The sequence below is a fragment of the Candidatus Accumulibacter sp. ACC012 genome (assembly GCF_907163155.1).
Taxonomy (GTDB): domain Bacteria; phylum Pseudomonadota; class Gammaproteobacteria; order Burkholderiales; family Rhodocyclaceae; genus Accumulibacter; species Accumulibacter delftensis.
Map to the genome: position 1 here is coordinate 205,611 of NZ_CAJQUC010000022.1, position 24,574 is coordinate 230,184.

General features: G+C 63.7%; 19 protein-coding genes. 13 read left to right on the plus strand and 6 right to left on the minus strand.

Annotation, left to right across the window (positions count from 1 at the left end):
• Positions 1 to 81: 81 nt before the first annotated feature.
• The 3 genes from def to htpX all read left to right on the plus strand — a co-directional run bounded on the left by def (position 82) and on the right by htpX (position 2,497).
• A complete protein-coding gene (def, locus tag QZ648_RS21760; RefSeq protein WP_169065024.1) occupies positions 82 to 585 on the plus strand; it encodes a peptide deformylase in 504 nt (167 codons plus the stop codon).
• Positions 582 to 1,508, plus strand: coding sequence for a methionyl-tRNA formyltransferase (gene fmt, locus QZ648_RS21765; protein ID WP_169065025.1), 927 nt, complete (start codon positions 582 to 584; stop codon positions 1,506 to 1,508). Before def ends, fmt begins: the two co-directional genes overlap by 4 nt.
• Positions 1,509 to 1,651: 143 nt before the next feature.
• On the plus strand, positions 1,652 to 2,497 hold the full coding sequence (gene htpX, locus QZ648_RS21770; protein ID WP_169065026.1) for a zinc metalloprotease HtpX: 846 nt from the start codon (positions 1,652 to 1,654) through the stop codon (positions 2,495 to 2,497).
• 55 nt (positions 2,498 to 2,552) lie between these two features.
• Here the strand turns inward: htpX and QZ648_RS21775 are convergent, their stop codons facing one another.
• Positions 2,553 to 3,482, minus strand: a complete 930-nt coding sequence (locus tag QZ648_RS21775; protein WP_169065027.1) for a S1/P1 nuclease — start codon at positions 3,480 to 3,482, stop codon at positions 2,553 to 2,555.
• Positions 3,483 to 3,531: 49 nt separating this feature from the next.
• Positions 3,532 to 4,443 (minus strand): cation diffusion facilitator family transporter, encoded by a 912-nt coding sequence (locus tag QZ648_RS21780; protein WP_211203586.1) that lies wholly within the window; start codon positions 4,441 to 4,443, stop codon positions 3,532 to 3,534.
• A gap of 204 nt (positions 4,444 to 4,647) precedes the next feature.
• On the opposite strand from QZ648_RS21780, the gene rsmB reads away from it, so the two are divergent.
• The 10 genes from rsmB to QZ648_RS21830 all read left to right on the plus strand — a co-directional run bounded on the left by rsmB (position 4,648) and on the right by QZ648_RS21830 (position 19,784).
• Positions 4,648 to 5,904, plus strand: a complete 1,257-nt coding sequence (gene rsmB / locus QZ648_RS21785; protein WP_211203591.1) for a 16S rRNA (cytosine(967)-C(5))-methyltransferase RsmB — start codon at positions 4,648 to 4,650, stop codon at positions 5,902 to 5,904.
• 13 nt (positions 5,905 to 5,917) lie between these two features.
• Complete coding sequence (locus QZ648_RS21790) at positions 5,918 to 6,535, plus strand: DUF4390 domain-containing protein (RefSeq protein WP_248595186.1); 618 nt, start codon at positions 5,918 to 5,920, stop codon at positions 6,533 to 6,535.
• Positions 6,532 to 8,688, plus strand: a complete 2,157-nt coding sequence (locus QZ648_RS21795; protein ID WP_291998277.1) for an ATP-binding protein — start codon at positions 6,532 to 6,534, stop codon at positions 8,686 to 8,688. Before QZ648_RS21790 ends, QZ648_RS21795 begins: the two co-directional genes overlap by 4 nt.
• 1 nt (position 8,689) lies before the next feature.
• Positions 8,690 to 9,946 carry a response regulator gene (locus QZ648_RS21800; protein ID WP_169065031.1) on the plus strand — a complete coding sequence of 419 codons (1,257 nt, stop codon included), beginning with the start codon at positions 8,690 to 8,692 and terminating at the stop codon, positions 9,944 to 9,946.
• 36 nt (positions 9,947 to 9,982) lie between these two features.
• Positions 9,983 to 11,413, plus strand: a complete 1,431-nt coding sequence (gene trkA, locus QZ648_RS21805; protein ID WP_291998278.1) for a Trk system potassium transporter TrkA — start codon at positions 9,983 to 9,985, stop codon at positions 11,411 to 11,413.
• A gap of 9 nt (positions 11,414 to 11,422) precedes the next feature.
• Positions 11,423 to 12,877: a potassium transporter TrkG gene (locus QZ648_RS21810; RefSeq protein WP_169065033.1), complete on the plus strand. Its 1,455-nt coding sequence runs from the start codon at positions 11,423 to 11,425 to the stop codon at positions 12,875 to 12,877.
• Between the two features lie 58 nt (positions 12,878 to 12,935).
• Positions 12,936 to 14,012, plus strand: coding sequence for a uroporphyrinogen decarboxylase (gene hemE, locus QZ648_RS21815; protein WP_291998279.1), 1,077 nt, complete (start codon positions 12,936 to 12,938; stop codon positions 14,010 to 14,012).
• A 337-nt stretch (positions 14,013 to 14,349) separates the two neighbouring features.
• Entirely contained in the window at positions 14,350 to 16,365 is a 2,016-nt protein-coding gene (locus QZ648_RS21820; RefSeq protein WP_291998280.1) for a primosomal protein N', read from the plus strand.
• Between the two features lie 535 nt (positions 16,366 to 16,900).
• Complete coding sequence (locus tag QZ648_RS21825; protein ID WP_169065036.1) at positions 16,901 to 18,442, plus strand: exopolyphosphatase; 1,542 nt, start codon at positions 16,901 to 16,903, stop codon at positions 18,440 to 18,442.
• 103 nt (positions 18,443 to 18,545) lie between these two features.
• Entirely contained in the window at positions 18,546 to 19,784 is a 1,239-nt protein-coding gene (locus tag QZ648_RS21830; RefSeq protein WP_291998281.1) for a hypothetical protein, read from the plus strand.
• 59 nt (positions 19,785 to 19,843) lie between these two features.
• Here QZ648_RS21830 and QZ648_RS21835 read toward each other — a convergent pair whose 3' ends face one another.
• From QZ648_RS21835 to QZ648_RS21850, 4 genes are all read right to left on the minus strand, one after another.
• A complete protein-coding gene (locus QZ648_RS21835; protein ID WP_291998282.1) occupies positions 19,844 to 20,542 on the minus strand; it encodes an MOSC domain-containing protein in 699 nt (232 codons plus the stop codon).
• Positions 20,539 to 21,444 carry an ROK family protein gene (locus QZ648_RS21840; protein ID WP_291998407.1) on the minus strand — a complete coding sequence of 302 codons (906 nt, stop codon included), beginning with the start codon at positions 21,442 to 21,444 and terminating at the stop codon, positions 20,539 to 20,541. Before QZ648_RS21840 ends, QZ648_RS21835 begins: the two co-directional genes overlap by 4 nt.
• Before the next feature lie 129 nt (positions 21,445 to 21,573).
• Complete coding sequence (locus QZ648_RS21845) at positions 21,574 to 21,927, minus strand: hypothetical protein (RefSeq protein WP_291998283.1); 354 nt, start codon at positions 21,925 to 21,927, stop codon at positions 21,574 to 21,576.
• A gap of 63 nt (positions 21,928 to 21,990) precedes the next feature.
• Entirely contained in the window at positions 21,991 to 24,564 is a 2,574-nt protein-coding gene (locus QZ648_RS21850) for an arylsulfatase (RefSeq protein ID WP_291998284.1), read from the minus strand.
• Positions 24,565 to 24,574: the final 10 nt, after the last annotated feature.

Here is a 24,574-nt window from a genome sequence, read left to right on the forward strand (position 1 = left end):
GCGCCCGGCGCAACAAGCGTCGGAATACCCGAGACAGTACATTAGATTCTGCACGTAGTTATTTCTTCGATCAAGCCTTTTATGCCTCTACTACCGATACTCCGCTTTCCCGATCCTCGTCTGAAGCAGGTCGCCGCGCGCGTCGAATGCATCGATGACAAGCTTCGCCGGTTGGCGCGCGACATGGCCGAGACGATGTACGAAGCGCCGGGAATCGGTCTCGCCGCGACCCAGGTGGACATCCACCAGCAGTTGATCGTCATTGATGCCTCGGAAACGAGAGATCAACTGCTGACGTTGATCAACCCGGTGATCCTCGAGCAGAACGGTCTGCAGGTTTGCGAAGAAGGTTGCTTGTCGGTGCCCGGGATTTACGACAAGGTTGCGCGCGCCGAACACGTCGTGGTCCGCTATCTTGACCTTGCTGGCGAGGAGCAGACTGTCGAAGCCGTGGGTTTGCTGGCCGTTTGTCTGCAGCACGAAATTGATCATCTGCAGGGGCAGGTCTTTGTCGAGCACCTTTCGCCGCTCAAACAGTTGCGGATCAGGAACAAGCTCGCCAAGCAGGCGAAAATCACCGCGTGAAGCTGATTTTCGCCGGTACCCCCGACTTCGCACGCCTTGCCTTGCAGTCGATCATCGCGGCCGGTCATGAGGTGGCTGTGGTCCTGACGCAGCCCGACCGTGCATCGGGGCGCGGCATGGCGCAGCGAGCTTCGCCCGTCAAACAGCTGGCCCTGGCGTCCGGGATCGAGGTCCTGCAGCCATCGAGCTTGAGGGCCCTTGCCACGCAGGAACAGCTACGCGCGTTTGCTGCCGAAGCAATGGTTGTCGCCGCCTATGGGCTGATTCTTCCGCAGGCGGTGCTGGATATCCCCGCTTTTGGCTGCATCAACATCCATGCGTCGCTTTTGCCGCGCTGGCGCGGTGCGGCACCCGTGCAGCGGGCGATTCTCGCTGGCGATGCGGAGAGCGGGGTGTGCATCATGCAGATGGAGGCCGGGCTGGATAGCGGCCCGGTGCTGCTTTGCGAGCGTTTGCCGATCAATGGCGACGATACGGCAGCGGCGCTCACCGACCGCCTCGCCTTGCTCGGTGCTCGCTTGATCGTCGATGCTCTGGCTCGTCTGCCGCTGCCCCCGCAAGCGCAAGCCGAGACGGGCGCCACTTACGCGGCCAAGATCGACAAGGCCGAAGCGCCCCTCGACTGGCGTCTGCCGGCCGCGCAGCTGGCCCGCCGTGTCAGAGCCTTTAACCCTTTTCCTGGAGCTTCTTGCGTGGTCGACGGCACTCTGCTCAAGGTTTGGCGCGCCAGGGCGATCGCCGGCAATGGCTGGCCTGGCGAGATCCTCGTTGCCGACCGCGATGTTGTCGTCGTTGCTTGTGGGGACGGCGCTCTGCAGCTCGAGGAGCTTCAGAAAGCCGGCGGCAAGCGTCTGCCGGCGGCTCAGTTCCTGTTGGGAACACCTGTTGTCGCGGGTTCGCGGTGTGCTTTGCCCGCCACCTGAGTGCCCGCAGTCCGAGACTGGATCAAGGGCGACAGCCCGCGCGCGTGCGCGGTGTGGCGTGCTTGAAATTTGCGCTGCTCGGCACCACCTGAGTTGCCCTACCAACTGCTTGGTGCACTGCTGTTTTCTCGGAGGTTTCTGCAATGTTCGGTAATTGGGTAAAAACTTCGCTTCTGATGGCTGCCATTGTGGCGCTGTTTGGCGCCATTGGGGCGATGGTCGGTGGCCAGACGGGGATGTTGCTGGCGCTGCTTTTTGGCGGCGCGATGAATGTCTTCGCCTACTGGTACTCGGACAAGATGGTGCTCAAGATGTATCAGGCGCGCGAGGTTGACGAGGCGTCGGCGCCGCAGTTCTACGGCATGGTTCGCGAGCTCGCGCAACGGGCCGAGTTACCAATGCCGAAGGTGTATCTGATCGATGAAGCGCAGCCGAATGCCTTTGCCACCGGTCGCAATCCGGACAATGCTGCGGTTGCGGCGACAACCGGGATTCTGCAGTTGTTGTCGGCACGCGAAATCCGGGGCGTGATGGCGCACGAACTGGCGCATGTCCGGCACCGCGACATTCTCATTTCGACGATCTCGGCGACCATGGCCGGAGCAATCTCCGCACTCGCCAACTTCGCGATGTTCTTTGGTGGGCGTGATTCGGAGGGCCGCTCAAATCCTGTGGCGGGCATCCTGGTCGCCCTGCTTGCGCCGTTGGCCGCCTCCCTGATTCAGATGGCCATTTCGCGGGCACGCGAGTTCGAGGCTGATCGTGGTGGTGCGGAGATTTCCGGCGACGCGAATGCCTTGGCCGATGCACTGACCAAAATCGATGCTTACGCGCGCGGCATTCACCTGGCGCCAGCCGACGCGCATCCTGAAACGGCACAGATGATGATCATCAATCCCCTCTCGGGCGGTGGTATCAAGGGCCTGTTCAGCACGCATCCGGCGACCGAGGAACGCGTCGCGCGTCTGCGCGCCTTGGCGCGCACTTGAGCGGCTCTGCGGCTGATTCCATGGACTAGTGCGGGGCTGGTTCGGCGGCAATGTTTCACGTGGAACACTGCCGTGCTCCTGCTTTTCCAAACAGGCGCCGCAGTTGCTCAGCCAGGCGATAGCCGGCTTCGACAAGGCGGCGGCCGGCAATCTCCAGCGCGCTGGCGTGGAACTGGGCACTGATCGTGAGTACGGCGTCGTTGCCCGGTGGGTAGGCTGCCCGCTGTGCGAGCTGCCAGCTTTCCTCGAGCCATTGCGCGGGTTCTCCCGCTGGCGCCGCTTCTGGGTAGAGACTTGTCAGTGCCTTGACGGTGCTCTCCAGGCGCTTGTCGCGTAGCCATGGCTTGCCCGGGAGATCGTCCCAATAGTTGTGCAGGTTTGTGAACTGATGCTTCGGCTGGAAAGGGTTGATAATCCGCTGCGCGTTGCCACCGCTATCATCTTTGCCGTTCGGGCGATTGCGGCTGGCCGCGTGCAGTGGCTGATGCGCGTCGCCGACCAGATGGATCAGCCAGGGCAGCGCATAAGCGCGCTCAGTGTCGCTGCGTCTCGCGTCGCACAGGACCGTCGCTAGCGCAGTCAATTGGCGGTCCAGCGTTCCTGGCGATGAGCGCGACGACCTGCGCTTGGGATGCAAAGGGCGATCGACATAGTGCCAGCCGAGTCGACGTTCCATGTCCGGAAAGCCTTTCAGCGTTGGCGTTGGCTGCGCACGTCCGGCGGTGTAGAAGCGCCGGTCGCGGCGAATGTCGTCCGGCCAGGTCGAGGCTTCGAGAAACGCTGCGCGGTCCGCATCAGGGTCTTTGGAGCGTTCCTGCCAGCGTTCGAAGTCGGGGTGCTTGCGCAGCAAGGCAGACAGCGCAGATTTGCTGCGCTGATCTAGTTTTTCCCAGGCGATCAAGGCGGTGATGCGATGGCCAGCGGCGTTCCAGGCGGACGCCGGTGACGGGACAAGCAGTAGCAGCAGGAGTAGGGCTGTGGCCACAAACCCTGGCCGAAGCAGCAAGCCTCGTCGCGCAGACGCGGCACCTGGCCTAGCGGTCAAGGCCGAGGTCCTGATGCGAGGCCGGGTCTTCGAGCGGCTCGATGTGGATGAACACGCTGGCGTGCGGCAGTTCCCGGCGCAGCTCGCTTTCGAGCTCTTCGACGAGTTGATGCGCTCGCATTACGGTCCACGCGCCCGGGACGAGAACATGTAGCGAAATGAAGCTGCGGGCACCCGCCTCGCGGCTGCGCAAGGCATGGAAGTCGATCCCCTGGCGGCGATAACTCTTGAGGACCTCGAGAATCTGAGCCTGTTGTTCGGGCGGCAGGCTAGCATCCATCAGCCCATTGGCTGAGCGGCGCAGCAGCCGCCAGCCGGTCCAGACGATGTTGCTGGCGACCAGCAGGGCCAGGATCGGGTCCAGCCATAGCCAGCCGGTCAGCGCGACGGCGCCGACGCCAATAATGACCCCGAGCGAGGTCCACACATCGGTCAGCAGATGATGGGCATCCGCTTCCAGGGTGATCGAGCGCTGTCGTCGCCCGGTGAGCAGCAGGACCCGTCCGACGAGTAGATTGATCAGCGCGGCGACTGCCGACACCGCGAGGCCGGCGCCAACGGCCTCTAATGGCTGTGGGTTGAGCAGGCGTTCGCCGGCAGCCATGGCCATGGCGATAGCGGCGAAAAGGATCAGCAGACCTTCGAAGCCGCTCGAGAAGTACTCGGCCTTGCCGTGTCCAAAGCCATGCCCCGCGTCCTCCGGTCGTTCGGCAATCGAGAGCATGGCCAGCGCCATGCAGGCGCCGGCCAGATTGACCAGCGATTCGAGCGCATCGGAGAGCAGACCGACCGAGCCGGTGAGCAGCCAGGCAAGTGCTTTGAGAGCAATTGTCACCAGTGCTGCGGCGATGGAAAGCCAGATGTAGGGTTTTAAGGAGGGCGACGGCGAGGGCGAGGGCATGTGGCTATTATCGCCCCCCGGCGACCAGGCCGCCATCGCCAGGCATCGTGCTAAACTCGGCACACACCCTAAAGAAAAGCATCCGTCGTCGTGTCCACTTCACCTCCCTCCCCATCGCCGTCCGCGCGTACGGTGCGCATACGCAAGCCCGCCAAAGAGCAGCAGGCGGCGGTCGGGCGCGCTAGCGCGTCGGCCGCTTCGGCGTTGGCGGCCGATTCGCTGGCACTTAGCCTCTTGCTGGCGGCGCGGGTAATCGCTGCGGTTCGCGGCGGGCAAAGCCTGACGCAGGTACTGAGCACGCTCAGCAGCGAACATTCGGAAGCGCGCGCTGCTGCTCAGGACGTCGCCTACGGCAGCCTGCGTCGCTACGCTTGTGGCGAGTTTCTCCTCGGGCGCTTGCTGACGCGCGCCTTGCCGCATCCCGAAATTGAAGCGCTGCTGCTGGGCGCCCTATACCGTTTGCAGACCCGCCCTGATTCGGCGTACATGGTCGTCGACCAGGCCGTCGCGGCGGCTGCCGAGCTCGCGGGCGGGGCCTTCAAGGGCTTGGTGAATGGCGTACTGCGCAACTACCAGCGGCAGAGTCATGCCTTGCATGCGGCCATGGCCGACGACGACGAAGCGACGCAGCAGCACCCGCGCTGGTGGTTGGCCCGCCTGCGTCGTGCTTATCCGGATCGCTGGCCGGCAATCGTCGCTGCCGGCAACGCGCAGCCGCCGATGACTCTGCGCGTCAATCAGCGCCGGATCACTGTCGCTGACTACCTTGCCCGCCTGCAGGCGGCGGGCTTGTCCGCGCGCCCGCTTGGCGGTCAGGCCTTGCTCCTCGACAAACCCATGCCGGTCGATGGCTTGCCGGGCTTTGCCGACGGACTGGTATCGATTCAGGACGCTGGCGCCCAGCGTGCTGCCGAGCTGCTGGCGTCGACTGCGGGCCAGCGCGTGCTCGACGCCTGCGCGGCGCCTGGCGGCAAGACCGCGCACCTGCTTGAAGCGGCCGACCTCGATCTGCTGGCCATCGATATCGATGCCAGTCGTACGCGTCGCGTCGAGGACAACCTGCGCCGACTGGGTCTGACGGCGACGGTCAAGCCTGCTGACTGCCGAGCTCCCGAGCGATGGTGGGATGGCCAGTTGTTCGATGCGATTCTGGCCGACGTGCCCTGCTCCGCGTCCGGCGTCGTTCGTCGCCATCCGGATATCAAGTACTTGCGCCGGGAGAGTGACATCAGAGGCTTTGTTCGCGTTCAGGCGGAAATTCTGGACCGCCTCTGGCCGCTATTAAGACCGGGCGGCAGGCTGCTCTATGCCACCTGTTCCGTTTTTCCGGAAGAGAACCGTGCGCAGATCGATGCCTTCGTCTTTCGCCAGCCCGAGGCTCGGCGCCTGGCCGAAGAAGAACTCCTGCCGCAGCCTGAACATGACGGGTTCTTTTATGCCTTGTTGCAGAAAGCGGCTTAGCGCGGCTTTTTTCTTGCTGTGGCTGCTGTTCGCCTCAGCCGGCGTGCAGGCAACAGACATCAGCGCCCGCAATCCCTTGCTCGCGCTCGCTGATGAAGGTTATGTCCTGTCTGCCGACTTCAGCGTCAGTCTGAATGCGCGCCTCGAAGATGCCGTTGCCAGGGGCGTCGGGCTGTACTTCGTCATCGATTTCGAGCTCAGCCGCTCGCGCTGGTACTGGCTCGACGAACAACTTGCCAGCCGCAGCCAGTCGCTACAGCTTTCCTATCATGCCCTGACCCGCCAGTATCGTTTGTCCAGCGGCACATTGCATCAGAGCTTTGCCTCGCTCGAAGAGGCCTTGCGCATCTTGTCGCGCCTGCGCAACTGGCTAGTCTTCGACGCCAGCGTCGTGGAAGCGGATCAAACCTATCTTGCCGCGGTGCGCATGCGCCTCGACCTGAGCCAGATGCCGAAGACCTTGCAGGTCAACGCCTTGGCCAACCGGGACTGGAACCTCTCGTCGGACTGGGCTCGGTGGACCTTTACGCCGGGCGACGCCGTGCAGCCGGGGGGAACGGGCACGCAGGTCGTGCCGGTGGCGCCACCCGCGCACCTGCCGGCGGCGCCATCGAGTGGTGATGGCAAATGAAGATTCTGATCGTCGCCGCCGCATCGTTTGGCGCCATCCTGCTTTTCTTGTTGGCCTCGGCGAGCGCCAATACCGCGCTCTTTGCCAGCAACTACGCGTGGCTGCTGGCATTGAACGTCATCGTTGCCTTGTCGCTTCTGGCGCTGATCAGCTGGCAGTTGCGCTCGCTGTGGGCGGAGCATCAGGCCAAGGTCTTCGGTTCCCGCCTGAAGCTGCGCCTGATGTTGATGTTCGGCCTGATGGCCGTGCTGCCGGGCGTCTTGATCTACGCCGTGTCGGTACAGTTCGTCACCAAGAGCATCGAAACCTGGTTCGACGTCCGCGTCGAGAAGGCGCTGGAGGCAGGGCTGAACCTTGGCCGTAGCGCACTCGATTCCCTGCTTGAAGATCTAGCAGCCAAGGCGCAGACGATGGCCATGGAGCTCAGCGAACGTTCCGAAACGCAGCGTCGCCTGGAGCTCAATCGCTTGCGCGAGCAGTACGGCTTGCAATCGGCGGCGCTGTTTGCGACCAACGGCGAATTGCTGGCGACAGCCACCGGTGAACTGGCGACGCTGCTGCCGAAAAAGCCGGCAGGCGACGAGTTACGCAGAGTACTTAGCGAGCGCCGCTTGGCGCTTCTCGAAAGCCACGGCGAAAAAGACCTGTCCTTGCGGGTTCTTGTCGCGGTGACGCCGCCGGGCCTCGGCGGCGAGACGCGCATCCTGCAGTTGAGCGACCCGGTGCCGGCCGCCCTGGCGCTTAACGCCGATAGCGTACAGACCGTCTATGCGGACTATCAAGAGCTGTCGCTGGGTCGCGAGGGACTGACGCGGATCTACGCCATGACGCTGACACTGACCGTGCTCCTGGCGTTGTTCACGGCGATCGCGCTGGCTTTCGTGCTTGCCCGTCGCTTGTCGGCGCCGCTGTCAATTCTCGCCGAGGGGACGCAGGCGGTCACTGCTGGCGATTACACGCCTCGCCAGGAGGTCTACAGCGGCGACGAGCTGGGCGTGCTGACGCGCTCCTTCAAGCAGATGACCAGCCAACTCAACGACGCTCGTCGTGATAACGAGCGCCAACGCGCCGAGCTGGAAGCGGCGCGCGCTTATCTGGAATCGATTCTCGCCAACCTCTCCGCCGGGGTGCTGGTTTTCGATGCACGCTTCGTCTTGCGCACCGTCAACGAAGGTGCGCTGACCATTCTGGCCGATGACTTCAGTGTGCTGCTCGGCGTCGCGGCAGCCGATTGGCCGCGCCAGCAGGCGCTCGGCGAGGCCATTCTCGATGCCTTTGCCGAACACGACAGCAGCGAATGGCAGGAACAGATCGAGCTCGCTGCGCTGGGCAGCTTGCCGCAGCAGATCCTGCTGCTGCGCGGCACCAAATTGCCGGGTGAATCCTTGGGTGGCTACGTGGTGGTGTTCGACGACGTGACGCGGCTGATTGCCGCTCAGCGCAGTGCCGCCTGGGGCGAAGTCGCACGCCGATTGGCACACGAAATCAAGAATCCGCTGACGCCGATCCAGCTCTCGGCCGAGCGCTTGCAGATGAAGCTGGCTGACCGGCTCTTCGGCACCGACGCCGACATGCTCGCTCGCTCGACACAAACCATCATCAGACAGGTCGAGGCGATGAAGCGGATGGTCAATGATTTCAGCGACTACGCGCGCCTGCCGGCTCCCGAGCTCGCCGCCCTGGACCTCAACGCGCTGATTCGCGAAGTGCTTGGCCTCTACGAGACTTCGCGAGCGGCGATCAAGCTCAAGCTCGCGGGCGACTTGCCGCCCGTCTGGGGTGACGCCACGCAGCTGCGGCAAGTCATCCACAATCTCTTGCGCAACGCCGAGGATGCGCAGGAAATGGTCGATTCGCCGCGTATCACGATCAGCACCCTGCCCCTAGATAACATGGCCGAGATCGTGGTCAGCGACCGCGGGCCGGGCTTCCCGCCTGAAGTCATGGCGCGTGTCCTGGAGCCCTACGTGACCACCAAGGCGCGTGGCACCGGCCTCGGTCTGGCGATCGTCAAGAAGATCGTCGACGAACACCAGGGCCGCATCAAGGTCAACAACCGCCAGGCGGTCGGCGCAATGGTCAGCATTACCCTGCCGCTGGCAGCGCTGCCGACTAGCGGACATCGCTCGCACAAACTTTCCTCCGAGGCCTGACATGGCGCAAATACTGATCGTCGATGACGAAATGGGCATTCGCGAGCTGCTTTCCGAAATTCTTGCCGACGAAGGACATTCGATCACGCTCGCCGAAAATGCCGCCGCGGCGCGCAAGGTACGCGCCGATATGCGCCCCGATCTAGTCCTCCTGGACATCTGGATGCCCGATACGGATGGTATATCGCTGCTCAAGGAGTGGGCGGCGAGCGGCCTGCTGACCATGCCGGTGGTGATGATGTCCGGACATGGAACGATCGATTCGGCGGTCGAAGCCACGCGCATCGGCGCCTCCGACTTCCTCGAGAAGCCGATCGCTCTGCAGAAGCTGCTGGCCACGGTAAAGAAAGCGCTCAAGCACGAAACGGTGTTGCAGAAGAAGCCGCTGACGCTCGACGCCTTTGCACGCTCGCCACTGCTCAAGGACCTCAAGAGACGTCTCGAACAGGCCGCAGCCAAGACCTCGGTGCTGCTGCTGAAAAGTGCCTCGGGCAGCATCGCGGAAATTTGCGCGCGTACCCTGCAGACGCACCGCACGCCGTGGCTGGATCTGTCGACGGCGAGTACGCCCCTGACCCAGGAGATGCTGCACAACGCCAGCGGCGGCCTGGTCTTCATCGCCGACCTGGCGCAGCTCGGCAAGCTGCAGCAGATGAATCTTGTTTTCGCGCTCGAACGTCTCGAGCGACACAATCTGCAAATGGTCGCCGCTTCCAGTCGCTTGCTGCCGGCTCTGGTCGACGCGGGCTGGGATCCTCTGCTGGTCAATCGGCTCGGCGAAGTCTGGGTCGCGCTGCCGCAGATTTCCGGGCACGCCGACGACGTTCCCGAGATTGCCTCCTTGCTGCTCGCCCATCTTGCCGAGCGCGGTGAAGTGCCCCTGCGCGTGTTTTCGAGCGGTGCGCGTAATGCCCTGCGGCTGCATCATTGGCAGGGCGAATGGGCGGAACTGCTGGCCGCTGTAAAGAATCTCGCGCTCTCGGCGCTTGACGAAGAAATCGCCGCTGACGACGTCGAACGCCTCTTGCGGAGCGAGTCTGGCAGCGCGACCTCGCCGCTGCCGGCGCTCTTTCTCGATCAACCGCTGCGTGAAGCCAGAGAAGCCTTCGAGCGAATGTATTTCGAATATCATCTGGCTGGCGAACGCGGTAATATGACGCGTCTGGCCGAGAAAACGGGCCTCGAACGCACCCACCTGTATCGAAAGTTGAGGCAGCTTGGTCTCAATATCGGCCGGCGCGGCGACGAGCGCGAGTAAACTCTCGCCGCATGCTGCTGAGGGAGGGAAAAGTAAATGAGGATCGTCATTCTGGGCGCCGGCCAGGTCGGTGCCAGCGTTGCGGAAAGTCTCGTCTCCGAGAATAACGATATCACCGTTGTCGACAGCGATCACGAGCGCCTGGCGTTCCTGCAGGATCGCCTCGACCTGCGGACCGTGATCGGTAATGCCTCCTACCCCTCCGTACTGGCCAATGCAGGCCTCGAAGATGCCGACCTGCTGATCGCCGTGACGCAGAGTGACGAAACCAATCTCGTCGCCTGCAAAGTGGCGCACAGCGTCTTCAACGTCCCCGCCCGCATTGCCAGGTTGCGCGCGCGTGATTTCCTGGACAGCGAAACACTGCTCTTGCCCGAAAATTTCGCCGTCGATTACGCCTTGTGCCCGGAACAGGTGATCACCGAGTACATCGCGCGCCTGATCGACTTTCCTGAAGCGCTGCAAGTACTCAGTTTTGCTCGCGGACGCCTGGCACTGGTCGGCCTGCGCGCTTACGCCGGCGGTTTGCTGGTCGGTAGCCCGATTTCCGAGATGCGCAACCACCTGCCACCCGAGATCGACGGGCGCATCGCTGCCATCTATCGCCATGGCGGAGCAATCACGCCGACCGGCGAGACGATCATCGCCGACGGCGACGAGGTCTTCGTTCTCGCTGCCGACGAACACATCCGCATCGTCATGCGCGAGCTGCGCCGCTCGATGGAGCCGGTGCGGCGCGTGATGATTGCCGGCGGCGGCAACATTGGCCACCGTGTTGCACAGGCTCTGGAGGGCAAGTGCGAGGTCAAACTGATCGAGGTCGATCGCCGCCGGGCCGAGTTCGTTGCCAACTCGCTGAAATCGGTGCTGGTGCTCAATGGTGACGCCACCGACGAGGAGTTGCTGCAACAGGAGGGCATTGAAGAGATGGAACTCTTCCTTGCCCTGAGCAACGACGACGAAGACAACATCATGGGCGCGTCGCTGGCCAAGCGCATGGGTTGTCAGCGCGTGGTGGCCTTGATCAACCGGCGCGCCTACGCTGAACTGGTACAGGGCGGGCCCATCGACATCGCCATTTCGCCGGCACAGGTGTCGATCGGCACCTTGCTGACCTACGTTCGCCATGGTGACGTGGTGCAGGTACACAGCCTGCGTCGCGGCGCTGCCGAAGCACTCGAGATCGTCGCCCATGGCGACAAGAAAAATTCACGTGCTGTCGGCCGCCGCGTCGGCGAATTGCCGGTCATTCACGGCGCCTTCATCGCCGCCATCGTGCGCGACCTCGGCGAAACTGAAGACTTCAACTTCTTCCGCCTGGGAGCGAAGAAGCAGACCGGGCAGGTGCTCATCGCCCACAAGGACGTCGTCATCGAGACTGGTGACCACGTGATCATCTTCTGCATCGACAAGAAGGTCGTCAAGCAGGTTGAGAAACTATTCGCGGTTGGCTTCCACTTCTTTTGATCTGCAGGCATGAAACGCTTCTACCCCGTGGTCCGGGTGCTCTCGCTGGTGATCCTGATGTTCGGGTTGACCATGCTCTTTCCCTTGTCAGTTTCGTGGTTTCTCGACGACGGTGCTTTGGCGTCCTTTGACGAAGCGTTTGTGCTTACCGTCGCTACTGGCGCCGGCCTGTGGTACGTCACCCGCAAGGAAACCCGCGATCTGACGATTCGTGACGGTTTTCTGATGGTTGCGCTGGTGTGGACCCTGCTGCCGATCTACGCGGCCTTGCCGCTGGTCCTCGAACTTAAGCTCAGTTTTACCGACGCCTATTTCGAAGCCGTGTCCGGGCTGACGACCACTGGCGCGACCGTTCTCACCGGCCTCGACCAGCTACCGGTGTCGATCAACGTCTGGCGAACGCAGATGGTCTGGCTTGGCGGCATGGGCCTGATCGTTCTCGCGGTGGCCATTCTGCCCTTGCTGGGGATCGGCGGCCGACAGATGTTCAAGGCCGAGACGCCGGGGCCGATGAAGGACACCAAGATGACGCCACGCATCGCCGAAACGGCGAAGGGCCTGTGGACCGTCTATTCGCTGGCCTCCATCTGCTGCGCACTGGCCTATTATTGGGCAGGAATGAGTGGGCTGGATGCGCTCATGCACATGTTCGCCACCATGGGACTCGGCGGTTTTTCGAGTCACGACGCGAGCTTTGCCTATTTCGCCTCACCGACCATCGAAGTGGTGGCTATCGTTTTCATGCTCTTCGCCGGGATGAACTTCGCGACCCACTTCGTTGTTCTCTCCGGGCGTTCGCTGCGTCCCTACGTCTCCGACCCGGAAGCCGGCTGGTTTTTGCTGGTGACTCTCGGCAGTGTCGTTGGCATCGCCGCCTTTCTCGTCTTCCACGATGTCTATGCAAGTTTCCACGAAGCCCTGCGCGATGCCGCCTTCAACGTTGTCTCCATTGCCACGACGACCGGCTTCGCGAGCACCGATTATGCGCTGTGGCCGTTCTTCGCGCCGCTGTGGATGTTGTTTCTGTGCAGTTTTGCGACCAGCGCCGGCTCGACCGGTGGCGGCATCAAGATGATTCGCGCGCTGGTACTCTACAAGCAGGTGTATCGCGAACTGACCCGTGCCATGCACCCCAGCGCCGTTCATCCGGTAAAAGTCGGCGGTGACATCGTGCAATCCAACATTCTCTTCGCCGTGCTCGCTTTCGGCTTTGTGTACATGGTCTGCATCGCCGGCATGACCCTGCTTCTTTCCTTGTCCGGGTTGGAGATCATCACCGCCTTTTCGGCAGTCGTCGCCAGCATCAACAACACCGGGCCGGGATTGGGCCAGGTCGGGCCGGCCAGCAATTACGCCGGACTGAGCGACTTTCAGATCTGGGTGTGCACCTTCGCCATGCTCCTCGGCCGCCTCGAGATTTTCACCCTGCTGGTCGTGATGACACCGGCTTTCTGGCGGAAGTAGCGTGGAAAGGGGATAATCGCGCTTTCCGAGCACCTTTCGCTCGCCGCCGGAGTTTGCCGTGACCCGCCCATCCAACGATACTTTTCTGCGCGCGCTGCTCAAGGAGCCGACCACGCACACGCCGGTCTGGTTGATGCGTCAGGCTGGTCGCTACCTGCCCGAGTATCGTGAAACGCGTGCCCGCGCGGGCAGCTTCATGCAGTTGTGTACCAACCCTGGCCTGGCTTGCGAGGTGACTCTGCAGCCCCTGGCGCGCTTCGATCTCGACGCCGCGATTCTCTTCTCGGACATCCTGACCATCCCCGACGCGATGGGCCTCGGACTGTATTTCACCGACGGCGAAGGGCCGCGCTTCGAACGTCCCCTGCGCGAAGAATGGGCGATTCGCGACCTCAGCGCCCCCGATCCCTGGGATCACCTGCGTTATGTGATGGATGCGGTGGTGGAAATCCGGCGCGCACTGAACAACTCGGTGCCGCTGATCGGCTTTTCCGGGAGTCCTTACACCCTCGCCTGCTACATGGTCGAAGGCGCCTCGAGCACCGATTACCGCCGTGTCAAGGGCATGCTCTACGACCGACCGGACCTCTTGCATCGCATTCTTTCCGTCACTGCCGACGCCGTGGTTGCCTACCTCAACGCGCAGATTGAATCCGGTGCCCAGGCGGTGATGATCTTTGATTCCTGGGGCGGCTCCCTGTCGCCCGCAGCGTATCGCGAGTTCTCCCTTGCGTACATGCAGCGAATCGTTGCCCAATTGATCAAGAACAAGGACGGCGAGCGCGTGCCATCGATCGTGTTTACAAAAGGTGGTGGCCTGTGGCTGGAAGCGATCGCCGAGATCGGCTGTGACGCGGTCGGCCTGGACTGGACGATCGACATCGGCGAAGCCCGCCGACGCGTCGGTGACAAGGTTTCCTTGCAGGGCAATATCGACCCGGCGGTACTCTTTGCCGCACCCGAAACGATTGCCAGCGAGGCCAGGAAAGTGCTCGACGCCTACGGCCCGGGGGACACCGGGCACGTTTTCAACCTTGGCCACGGCATCTCGCAGTTCACGCCGCCGGACAATGTCAAAGCGCTGCTTGATGCGGTGCACCAGCACAGTCGGATTCTGCGCCAAAAAGGGCGTTGAGTCTGCGATTAGTGCTTGACTTGTTCACAGAACAGACTTCCGAGTTTCTGGCACGGTGGAAACTTCCTTGTAAATCAGACTTGTAGTTATAAGTTGCTGATTTATAAAACGTTTTTAGTAGCCTGTTTTTCCGGCAACGGCTCTGAAACCCTGTCAGGACGGGCTCTTGCGGGGTTTCTCAGCACCCTCATCCACAGAGTTATCCACAGAAACTGTGAATGAGCTAGAAACCTTAAGTAACAGAAGATCTTATGCCGTACTACGAGAAGTGGCGCGAGCTTCCGCTGCTAACTAGCGATCGTTTTCTCCTCCCGACTGTCAATGGCTCTCCGACCTGATGTCCTTGCCGCAGATTGCCCGCGTCGCCCTTGATGTTCCGCTGCGCCGCCTCTTCGACTACCGCGTCGCCGATGGCGAGTCGCTGTCGGCGGGCGATATCGGCTACCGCGTACGTGTGCCCTTCGGTCGCAACGAAAAAATCGGCATTCTGGTCGAGCTGCCGGCGGCAAGCGATCTTCCGCTGGAGCAACTCAAAGTCCTTGGCGAGGTCTTTCGCGACTTGCCGCCTTTGCCCGCAGACTGGTTTCGCCTTAGCGAGTTCTGTGCTGCCTACTATCACGTAGCGCTCGGCCAGGTGATGCTGTCGACCTTGCCGGCCGGCTTGCGCGCCCTCAAGCCCGTCAAGCCCAGAGCGCCGCGGCAGGCTTCGCCAGGCGCGGCCGTGGCGGCGCCAGAACTGACTGGCGAGCAGCAGGCGGCGCTAGACTCCATCGCCGAGCTTGGCGCCGGCTTCCACGCCTACCTTTTGCACGGCGTGACCGGCAGTGGCAAGACCGAAATCTATCTCCGGCTCATTGAGCGGGCCCTGGCCGATGGACAGCAGTCGCTGCTGCTGGTCCCGGAAATCAATCTGACCCCACAGCTTGAAGCTCGCGTCGCAGCGCGTTTTCCCGCCGCCGGGCTGGTCAGTCTGCACAGCGAGCTCGGCGAGGCCGCGCGTAGCCGCAACTGGCGCGCCGCCTTGACCGGCGAAGCGCGCATCGTGCTCGGCACCCGCCTGGCGATCTTCACTCCGCTGCCCGAGCTTGGCTTGATCATCGTCGACGAGGAGCACGACCCCTCCTTCAAACAGCAGGACGGCATCCGCTATTCGGCGCGCGACCTGGCTGTCTTCCGTGCCCGCCAGCGCGCCATAAAAATCATCCTCGGTTCGGCGACGCCTTCGCTCGAAAGCTGGGCCAACGCCACCGCCGAGGCTGGACGCGGTCGCTATCACCTGCTGCGGCTGAGTGAGCGGGCGGTTGAAGGTGCTCGACTGCCGAGCGTGCAGCGTATCGACACCCGCCTCGACAAGCCCCGGGACGGGCTTAGTCGTGTCTTGTTACGCGCCGTCGAGGAGTGCCTGGCGCGCGGCGAGCAAAGCCTGCTCTTCCTCAATCGCCGGGGCTACGCACCGGTGCTGGCCTGTGCCGCTTGCGGCTGGACCTCGCACTGCCATCGCTGCGCCGCCAATCTGGTGCTGCATCTGGTCGACCGCCGCCTGCGCTGCCATCACTGCGGCTTCGAAACGCGCTTGCCGAAAGGCTGCCCGACCTGTGGCAACCAGGACCTGAGCGCCTTCGGGCGCGGCACGCAACGCCTGGAAGCGGTGCTCGCCGAGCACTTTCCCGAGGCTCGCGTGCTGCGCGTCGATCGTGATGTGGCGCGCAGCCGCAAGCAGTGGGAAGTGCTGGTGGCGAGGATTTACAGCGGCGACGCCGACATTCTGGTCGGCACCCAGATGCTCGCCAAAGGGCACGATTTCCCCAAGCTCACCCTGGTCGGCGCCATTGCTCCCGATGCCGCCTTGTTTGCCGCCGACTGGCGCGCGCCCGAGCGTCTCTTCGCGCAGTTGATGCAGGTCGCCGGCCGCGCCGGCCGCGCCGAACGTCCAGGTGAGTTTCTGATTCAGACGCAGTTCCCCGAGCATCCGCTCTACGCCGCGCTCGTCCACCATGATTTTCCCGCCTTCGCCGCCGAACAGCTCAGCGAGCGGCAACAGGCCGGCTTCCCTCCCTATGCGCACCAGGCCATGCTGCGTGCCGAAGCGCCGCTGATGGCCGACGCCCTCGGTTTTCTGAAAAGTGCGCGTACTTGCCCGGCCGTGGGCAGCGAACATTCGGTGACCTTCTACGACCCGGTGCCGATGCGCCTGGCCCGCCGCGCCAGTTTCGAACGTGGCCAGTTGCTCGTCGAGTCGCCCGCACGGCGAGTGCTGCAGCGCTTTCTTGCCGACTGGCTGCCGCAGCTGGAAGCAATCAAAGCGCCATCACGGCTGCGCTGGCACCTGGAAGTCGATCCGCTGGAGTTCTGATGCGGGGGATGGGCTATGGCTTGCCGGGATTTGTCACGCGCCGCTCTTGCGGAGATGAAATGGCTGGCCAAGGCCCTGCTCCCCTCCACCCTTGTGGGGAGAGGGGGGTTGCACTCGCTGCAAGCGGCGCGGCGCAGTGATGACCGCCGCGGTGATTGATTGACGACGACCACAGTGGCAGGGATACTCTGCCTGCATGCCGGTTAGCGGTCCTGTGGCGTGATCCATGTCACGCCGGTCAGCGAGCACATCGGCTATCTTTCCGTTTGCCGGGGAATGAGTTGCGCGCTGTCATCCACTGCGCCTGCCGCCAGCTGGCGGGGCAGTCAAAGTCAGCCGGAGCCCGTTTCCCGGCGCCAAGCGCTGCCGTGTGCCCGCCGCCGTCGAACATGATGAATATGATGAATATGATGAATGCGATGAAAACGACGAACAAGGTGCTGGGCGTGACGGGCTGCCAGCGGAAAGCAGACACAGCGCGCAGCGGACTACCCCGTCGGCGCTTTTTTTCCCAGTAGCGGCAAGGAGTCCTGACATGCCTTCCGAATTCGTAGCGGCGATTGACCTCGGGTCTAACAGCTTCCATATGATCGTCGCCCGCCTGGTCAATGGGCAGGTGCAGGTTCATGACCGTTTGCGCGAGATGGTCCAGTTGGCGGGCGGTCTCGATGCGCGCAACCGCCTGTCGCAGGAATCGCAAAAACGCGCCCTCGAATGCCTCGCACGCTTTGGCCAACGGCTGCGTGACATTCCGCCCGAGCAGTTGCGCATTGTCGGTACCAATACCCTGCGCCAGGCACGCAACAGTGCCGAGTTCGTGGCGCGCGCAGAACAGGTTCTCGGCCACAAAGTGGAGATCGTCCGCGGCCAGGAAGAAGCACGCCTGATCTACCTGGGCGTGGCGCACAGTGTCGGCGATGTCTCCGGGCAGCGCCTGGTGATCGATATTGGCGGCGGCAGCACCGAGCTGATCATCGGAGAAAAATTCGATCCCCTGCACCTGGCCAGCTTGAAGATGGGTTGCGTCAGCTTGAGCCGTGCCTGCTTTGGCGATGGGCGCTTGACCGCGAGCCGCCTGCGCGAGGCCGAACTTCTGGTGCAACTGACCCTGGAGCCGGTGCGCCAGGAATATCTGGCGCGTGGCTGGGGCGTGGTCACCGGCGCGTCGGGCTCGATCAAGGCGATCCAGGACGTGCTCATCAGCGAAGGCTGGAGCCGCGAGGGAATCACTTGCGAAGCCTTGCGCCGGCTGCGTGCCGAGCTGCTTGAAATGCGCGACACGGCGGCGATTGCCGGCCGCTGGCAACTCGACCCGGCGCGGGCGCGGGTCTTTGTCGGCGGCTTCGTTGTCCTGCACGGGCTCTGCGAGGCGCTCGCCATCGAGGAACTCGAGGTCTCCGAAGGTGCCCTGCGCGAAGGCCTGATCTATGACTTGCTGGGCCGTATCCGCCACGAGGACGTGCGCGACCGAACCATCGCCGAAGTCATCAGCCGCTTCAACCTGGACGAAGGCCAGGCGGGCCGCGTCTGTGCGACCGCACAGGCTCTGCTGCGGCAGGTCAGCAGCAAATGGCGGCTCGCCGACGAAGCGGCGGCGCCGGTGCTCGAACGCGCCGCTCGCCTGCATGAAACGGGTCTCCTGCTGACCCACGACCAGCACCACAAACATGGCGCTTACGTGCTTGAACATGCCGATTTGCCCGGCTATTCGCGCGACGATCAACTGCTGTTGTCGGCGCTGGTCAGGCGCCACCGCCGCTCTTTCCCGAGCAAGGCCTTCGCGCATTTGCCGAGCGACTGGGCGCGCATGGCGCCGCGCCTGTGCGTCCTCCTGCGCCTGGCGGTGGTGCTGCACCGTAGCCGCAGCAGCGTGCCCTTGCCGGCCATTGGGCTACGCGTCGACCGGGGACAGCTTGAGCTGCGCTTCCCGCCTGCCTGGCTTGAAGAGCATCCGCTGACCCGCGCCGACCTGCAAAACGAAGCGCGCCTGCTGCGCAAGGCGGGTTTCGCCTTGCGGCTGGGTAGCCCCGACAGCAAGCTGACGCCAGCGACCTCGGCCACGCCGGCCGCGCCATGAACAGCCAGCCGGGCCGTAGCGCTGTGCCGCGGCAGCTTGCTGCCGGGGTGTTGCCGGCGCAGTGGCCTTGTGCTGGCCGCCCGACGATCCGTGCGCCGCGCCGGTGATACGCATCTTCCTGCTCCTGCCGCTGCTCGCCGCCGCAGTCCTTTTTCTGGCCGGCCTCGAGACGGCGCCGCTGGTCAGCCGCAGCGCAAGCATTTCTCCCGCGTCGGTCGCCGAAGCTCGTGGGCTTTTGCTCAGCAACGACCCGCGCCGACTGCGCCGTGGCGAACAACGAACGGCGCAGATTCCGGTGGCGCTGATCGACGAGGCCTTCAACCATCTGGCCACCCGCAGCCTGCACGGACGCGGCGCATTTGCCCTGGTCGACGAGACGGGTGAGTTCCGCTTTTGCGTTCCCGTCCAGCTTCCCGGTCTAAGCGGCGCTCGCTATCTGAATCTGCGCGCCGTTTTTCACGCCGGAGGTGGGCGTGGGCAAGCGCAGCTGGCATCCGCGTCGCTGGGATCGCTGTCGATACCACCGCGCCTGTTCGAGTGGCTGAGCGTTTCGGTGATCGAGATTGCCGGTCTTGGCGAGCAGTGGCAGCTGTTGCGGAAAGCTTTTCGTCGCCTCGACTTCGTGCCAGCGCGCAGCGCGGTCGCTTTTACCTACGTCTGGGAGCCGGGCCTGCTCGATCGTGCCCGCGCCCTCGCCTTTACTCCGGCCGATAACCAGCGTGTCGAGGCCGCGCAGCGCGCGCTGGCCAGCCTGCTAATGAACTACCCGGTCAACGCCCGCGTGCCCCTGAGCGAGGTTCTGCCTCCCTTGCTGGCCGGTCCTGAGGGTGAAGAAACGCTGCAGAAACGACGCGCGGCGCTGCTCGTCCTGGCCGCCTATGAGTCGGGAAAAAGCCTCGACGCTCTTTTTCCACAAGCCAGCGACTGGCCGCGTCCACGGCGCCTGAAGCTCGAGTTGCTGGGGCGCTACGACAGCGCGCAGCATTTCGCCATTTCGGCCGCTCTGGCGGTCTGGGCCGGCGAACCGGCGGCCAACGCCATAGGCGTGTACAAGGAAATCGACGACTCTCGCCGCGGCAGCGGATTCTCGTTTGCCGACCTGGCCGCCGATCGCGCCGGGACCCGCTTCGGGGAATTGCTGCTGGACGACCCAGCGCGCGTCAACGCCGCCCTGCGCGGGTCTCTGCGCGACAGCGATCTGGCACCGCCGCTGGGCGGGCTCCCCGAGTATCTGTCGGCAGCCCAGTTCGAGCGCCGCTACGGTGGCCAGGATAACCCTGCCTATCGGCAAGTGAGCGCCGACATCGAGGCGCGGGTGGCCGCACTACCCCTGTATCGCTGAGCACTGGCCCGGCCAGAACAGCCGGGAAGCTGCGGCAATGCTTCTCTCTGTGACTCGCTTCAGCCTTGGCGGGGATGAAACAGCGTCCGTGCGACTTCCGGCGTGCCACTGTTGGCGCGTAGCCAGTTCAGGCGGTCTTGCAGCTTCTTCTGCCAGCTGGGCGTCAAGCCGGGCGCTGCTGACAAACGTTCCAGGATCGCCGGATCGGGTCGGTGTTCGCGCCAGATTTGCCATAGCTCGGCAAGAGAAACTGCGCCCGGCAGACGCTCGATCAATTCGAGCCGGTCGCCGCTGCTGATCGTCGCTCCTTCGAGCACACGGTAGTACCAGCCAGTCAGACCGGTCTCGGCGATCAGCCGTGCGACGCCATCGTGAGCGTAGCGATGGTCGATCTTCCAGCACGGGCTGCGCGGCTGGCTGACCTGAACCCGGGCGCGCCCGAGGCTGAAGATGTCGCCGATGAAGACCGTGCTTTCGTCGACCGCGGCGGCCGAAATGTTCTCGCCGATACTGCCGACGAGCAGTTGCGCTGCAATCGCCGGTAACTGCTCGGCCAGACGCCGATAGCTGTCCACGGCGTACTGATGCAGGGCTTTCTCTGGCCCGCCGTGGACCCGCCGGTCGGCCTGGATGTCTCCGGCCAGACCTGCAAGGCTCAGCTCCACCGGGCCAATGACCGGTTTCTTGTAGATCCCGGTCGACTGTCCGTGTTCCTCGATCCTCGTCAAGCCGCCGCTGAACAGCACGATTTCCGTCATCTCTCGTTCCATAGCCAGGCGGCGCCGCGAACGCCGGAAGAGTCGCCATGCACGTTACGCAACAGCCGCGTGCGAATGACATCGGAAAAGATGTGCCTGGCCCACAGGTGCGGCACCGCGTCATACAGACGCTGGATATTTGAAAGGCCGCCGCCGAGCACGATGACCTGCGGATCGAGGATGTTGACCACCTGCGCCAGCGACTTGGCCAGGCGACGCTCGTAGCGCGCCAGGGTCTGTTCGCAGCTCAGGTCACCGGCTGCGGCAGCCGCGCAGATTTGCTCGGCAGCAAGCGCTTCGCCACCGTGTCGCTGGTGGTCGGCACAAAGCGCCGGCCCCGACAACCAGGTTTCCACGCAGCCAGAGCGCCCGCAATAGCAGCGCGGCGGCGGCAGGTTCTCTTCTTCCGGCAGCGGCAAGGGGTTATGCCCCCATTCGCCGGCAATGCGGCTGGCTCCGTTCAACACGCCTTGATTGACGACGATGCCGCCGCCGACGCCGGTGCCGAGAATCACCCCGAAAACGACTTCCGCGCCTTCGCCGGCGCCGTCGATGGCTTCCGAAAGAGCAAAGCAGTTGGCGTCGTTGGCCAGGCGTATTTCACGCCGTAAGAGCACCTGCAGGTCTTCGCGCAGCGCTTCGCCGATCAGGCAGGTCGAGTTGGCGTTTTTTATGCGGCCATCAACGGTCGATTCCGCGCCAGGCACGCCGATGCCGACGCTGCCGGACTCGCCAAGCTCGCTTTCCGCAGCTTCGATCAGCTCGCTGACCGTCCTGAGCGTGCCCCGGTAATCGCCCTGCGGCGTCGGACAGCGCCGCCGCAGCAAGACGCGGCCGGCGTCGTCGAGCGCGATGAGCTCGATCTTGCTGCCGCCAAGGTCTATGCCAATACGTAACACAATCGATGCGCCTTGCCTGAAATCCAGCGGACTGGTGCGGGCTGTGCTGCGGGCTACCCGCGGCTGGCCGCTGGTCGGAAAAAGGAAACCGAAACAAAAAAAGGCCAGGCTCGTTTTCGCCCGATGTTGTCCCTATCTGCCGTTCACCTTGTCCAGTGCCTGCTCCCGAATCAGCAGCGCGGTCAGAAGGGCGTGCAGGACGACCGCGGGCCACAGCAGGATGCCCGTCGAAATGCCGGTGAAGCCAAGATAGGCGAGGTACAGCGTGACCGCTGCGCCGTAGACCAACATGCCGAGCCGCGGCGGGCCGGGCCAGCAGGCGAGCCCAAGGGCGATCAGGGCAATGCCGGCGACGCGGGCGACGGGTATGGCGATGCCCGTCAGCTCCTCGCCCAATAACAGGCGCCCAACGAGCGATGGGAGGATCAGCAAGGCCAGGCCGGTGGCGATTTCTCCCACCGCGGCGAAGGCCAGTGCCGATCTCATGGCCCGGCCTGGCCCTGGCTGCGCAGCTCGCTCACGCGACTCGTTTTGCGTAAGCGCCGATCCTTAGCGCTTCTGCGCATCGCTGGCCGGTGCGGCCGCCGCTGCCGCTGCCGCCGCCGGCGCGACCGCGGCAGGCGCGGCTTGAGCAGCCGCGCTGGGCTTTGCGCTCTCTTCCGGCGGGAAAGGTTCGAGCTTGACGGTCAGCTTGTCGATAGTGCCGGTGAACTTGAACGGCGTGTCGTAGCGATACTCGATGAGGGCCAGCGGCGTGCGCGTGTCCTCGCCGACGTCGAAGGTTTCGTCCTCCGGGAAGGTGATCGGGACGGTGTGTTCCATGGAATTCCTGGCCACTTCCTTGCCGTCCACCGAGAGAACACCCGTGCCGCCCTTGGCCAGGCCCGGACCATCCGACTTGAAGTCGAAGACGATGGTGTGCTTGCCGGCAGCCAGCTCGGGTCCTTCCCAGGTCGTGCGCTTGAGATCGAGCAGGTTGTAGAGGAATACCACCTTGCCCCGGCCGACGCCGAAGTCACCCTTGCTCAGGAACAGGCCATAGCCGCCGAAGCGGCCGCCCTGGGTGACGATCATGCCTTCCGCGCCGCCCTCGGGAATGGTGACTTCGGCGGTGATGGTGTAGGACTTGTCAATGATGCTCGGCGCAGTGCTGGCCGGCACGCCGGTCAGGCCGCCCGCATAGCTGAACTCAGTGCGCCCTGCCTTCAGGCTCGGCCGCGGCGTATTCCAGCGCGTCAGCGTCGTGTTGTCGAGCGGCAGCACGTTGTACTTCGCCGCCTCGACGTAGAAGATGCCCTGCATCTGCTTGAGCTTATCGGGCATCGTCGCCGCCAGGTCGTTGTTCTGCGTCGGATCCTCGATGACGTTGTACAGCTCCCAGCGGTAGCCGGTGATCACATCCGGCGGTTTCGCGCTGCTCAGCTCCCAGGGGCGCGTCGCCGGGGTGGTGGCCGCAACCCAGCCATCATGATAGATGGCGCGATTGCCGAGCATCTCGAAGTACTGCGTCGTGTGCCGGGTGGGCACGCCGGCATTGGCCTGGTTCCAGGTGTAGGCCATGCTCGTGCCTTCAATCGGCAACTGCTTGATGCCCTTGATCGTCTCTGGTGCCGGAATGCCGGTCGCCTCGAGGATCGTCGGAACGATGTCGATGACGTGGTGGAACTGGCGACGGATGCCGCCCGGATCGCCGATATGGCCGGGCCAGGACATGGCCACGCCCTGGGCCGTGCCACCGAAATGCGACGGTACCTGTTTCATCCACTTGAACGGCGTGCCAAGCGCCCACGCCCAGGCCGCCGAGTAGTGCGGAAAAGTCCGCTCGGAGCCCCAGAACTCGTACCACAGGAACTGGTCCTTGATCGGTACCTCGATGCCGTTGAAGGTGGTGAACTCGTTCGGCGTGCCGTTGACCATGCCTTCGGCGCTGGCGCCGTTGTCGCCGCTGATGTAGATGATCAGCGTGTTGTCGAGCTCGCCCAGGTCCTCGACCGCCTGGATGACGCGGCCGATCTGATGATCGGTGTAGGCTTGATAGGCGCCATAGACGTCGGCCTGCTTGATGAACAGTTTCTTCTCCTCGAAGCTCAGCGAGTCCCACCTCGGCAGCTTGGCGCCGCCGTAGATCTCCTGTCCGTCCGGCCAGGGCGTCAGTTGCGCGTTCTCGGGCATGATGCCCAGCCGCTTCTGGTTGGCGAAGATCGTCTCGCGCAGCTTTTCCCAGCCGTCATCGAACAGATGCATGGCGCTGATCTTGTCGATCCATTCCTTCGTCGGGTGGTGCGGGGCGTGCGTGCCGCCCGGCACGTAGTAGACGAAGAACGGCTTCTCGGGCGCCAGCTCCTTGAGCTGCTTCATGTACTGGATGGCCTCGTCGGCCATCGCCGTGGTCAGGTTCCAGCCCGGATTGCCCTGAAAAGGATAGATCGGCGTGGTATTGCGAAACAGGTTTGGTTGCCACTGGCTGGTGTCTCCACCCACAAAGCCGTAGAAATACTCGAAGCCCATGCCGTTCGGCCACTGCTCGAACGGTCCGGCCTGGCTGTTGGCGAAGAAGGGCGTGTTGTGGTCCTTGCCGAACCACGAGGTGGCGTAGCCGTTGTCTTTCAGGATGGTGCCGATGGTGCCCTTCTCGATCGGGATGATCGAGTCGTAGCCAGGGTAGCCGGTGGCGATTTCGCCAACCACCCCGAAGCCCACCGAGTGATGATTGCGGCCGGTGATCAGCGCCGCCCGCGTCGGCGAGCACAGCGAGGTGGAGTGGAAGTTCGTATAGCGCAGACCACTCGTTGCGATGCGGTCCAGCGCCGGCGTCGGGATGACGCCGCCGAAGGTCGACGGTGCGCCGAAGCCGTCGTCGTCGCTCATGATCAGCAACACGTTCGGCGCAGCTTTCGGCGGCACGACGCGCGGCGGCCACCAGGGGGTCGACTCCGAGGCCTTTTCCTTGATCACTCCGCCGAATTTCGGATCAGGGGGCGGCAGCTGCTTCCCGCCAAGGGTGGTGGTGGCGCTCGGCGAGCCAAGGACTCCGGTGACCTGCTGCGCCTTTGCTGCGCCGACGACCGATAGGGCTGCGAAGAAGAAAAACAGCAGCGCCGCTATGTAGCGAATCCTGGACATGGACCGACTC

Bases quoted from the DNA above. Each gene is read 5' to 3' on its own strand.
- QZ648_RS21850 (WP_291998284.1), bottom strand. From the start codon at position 24,564: ATGTCCAGGATTCGCTACATAGCGGCGCTGCTGTTTTTCTTCTTCGCA.
- QZ648_RS21845 (WP_291998283.1), bottom strand. From the start codon at position 21,927: ATGAGATCGGCACTGGCCTTCGCCGCGGTGGGAGAAATCGCCACCGGC.
- htpX (WP_169065026.1), top strand. From the start codon at position 1,652: ATGTTCGGTAATTGGGTAAAAACTTCGCTTCTGATGGCTGCCATTGTG.
- QZ648_RS21780 (WP_211203586.1), bottom strand. From the start codon at position 4,443: ATGCCCTCGCCCTCGCCGTCGCCCTCCTTAAAACCCTACATCTGGCTT.
- def (WP_169065024.1), top strand. From the start codon at position 82: ATGCCTCTACTACCGATACTCCGCTTTCCCGATCCTCGTCTGAAGCAG.
- QZ648_RS21810 (WP_169065033.1), top strand. From the start codon at position 11,423: ATGAAACGCTTCTACCCCGTGGTCCGGGTGCTCTCGCTGGTGATCCTG.
- QZ648_RS21835 (WP_291998282.1), bottom strand. From the start codon at position 20,542: ATGACGGAAATCGTGCTGTTCAGCGGCGGCTTGACGAGGATCGAGGAA.
- QZ648_RS21825 (WP_169065036.1), top strand. From the start codon at position 16,901: ATGCCTTCCGAATTCGTAGCGGCGATTGACCTCGGGTCTAACAGCTTC.
- QZ648_RS21820 (WP_291998280.1), top strand. From the start codon at position 14,350: ATGTCCTTGCCGCAGATTGCCCGCGTCGCCCTTGATGTTCCGCTGCGC.
- QZ648_RS21800 (WP_169065031.1), top strand. From the start codon at position 8,690: ATGGCGCAAATACTGATCGTCGATGACGAAATGGGCATTCGCGAGCTG.
- trkA (WP_291998278.1), top strand. From the start codon at position 9,983: ATGAGGATCGTCATTCTGGGCGCCGGCCAGGTCGGTGCCAGCGTTGCG.
- QZ648_RS21795 (WP_291998277.1), top strand. From the start codon at position 6,532: ATGAAGATTCTGATCGTCGCCGCCGCATCGTTTGGCGCCATCCTGCTT.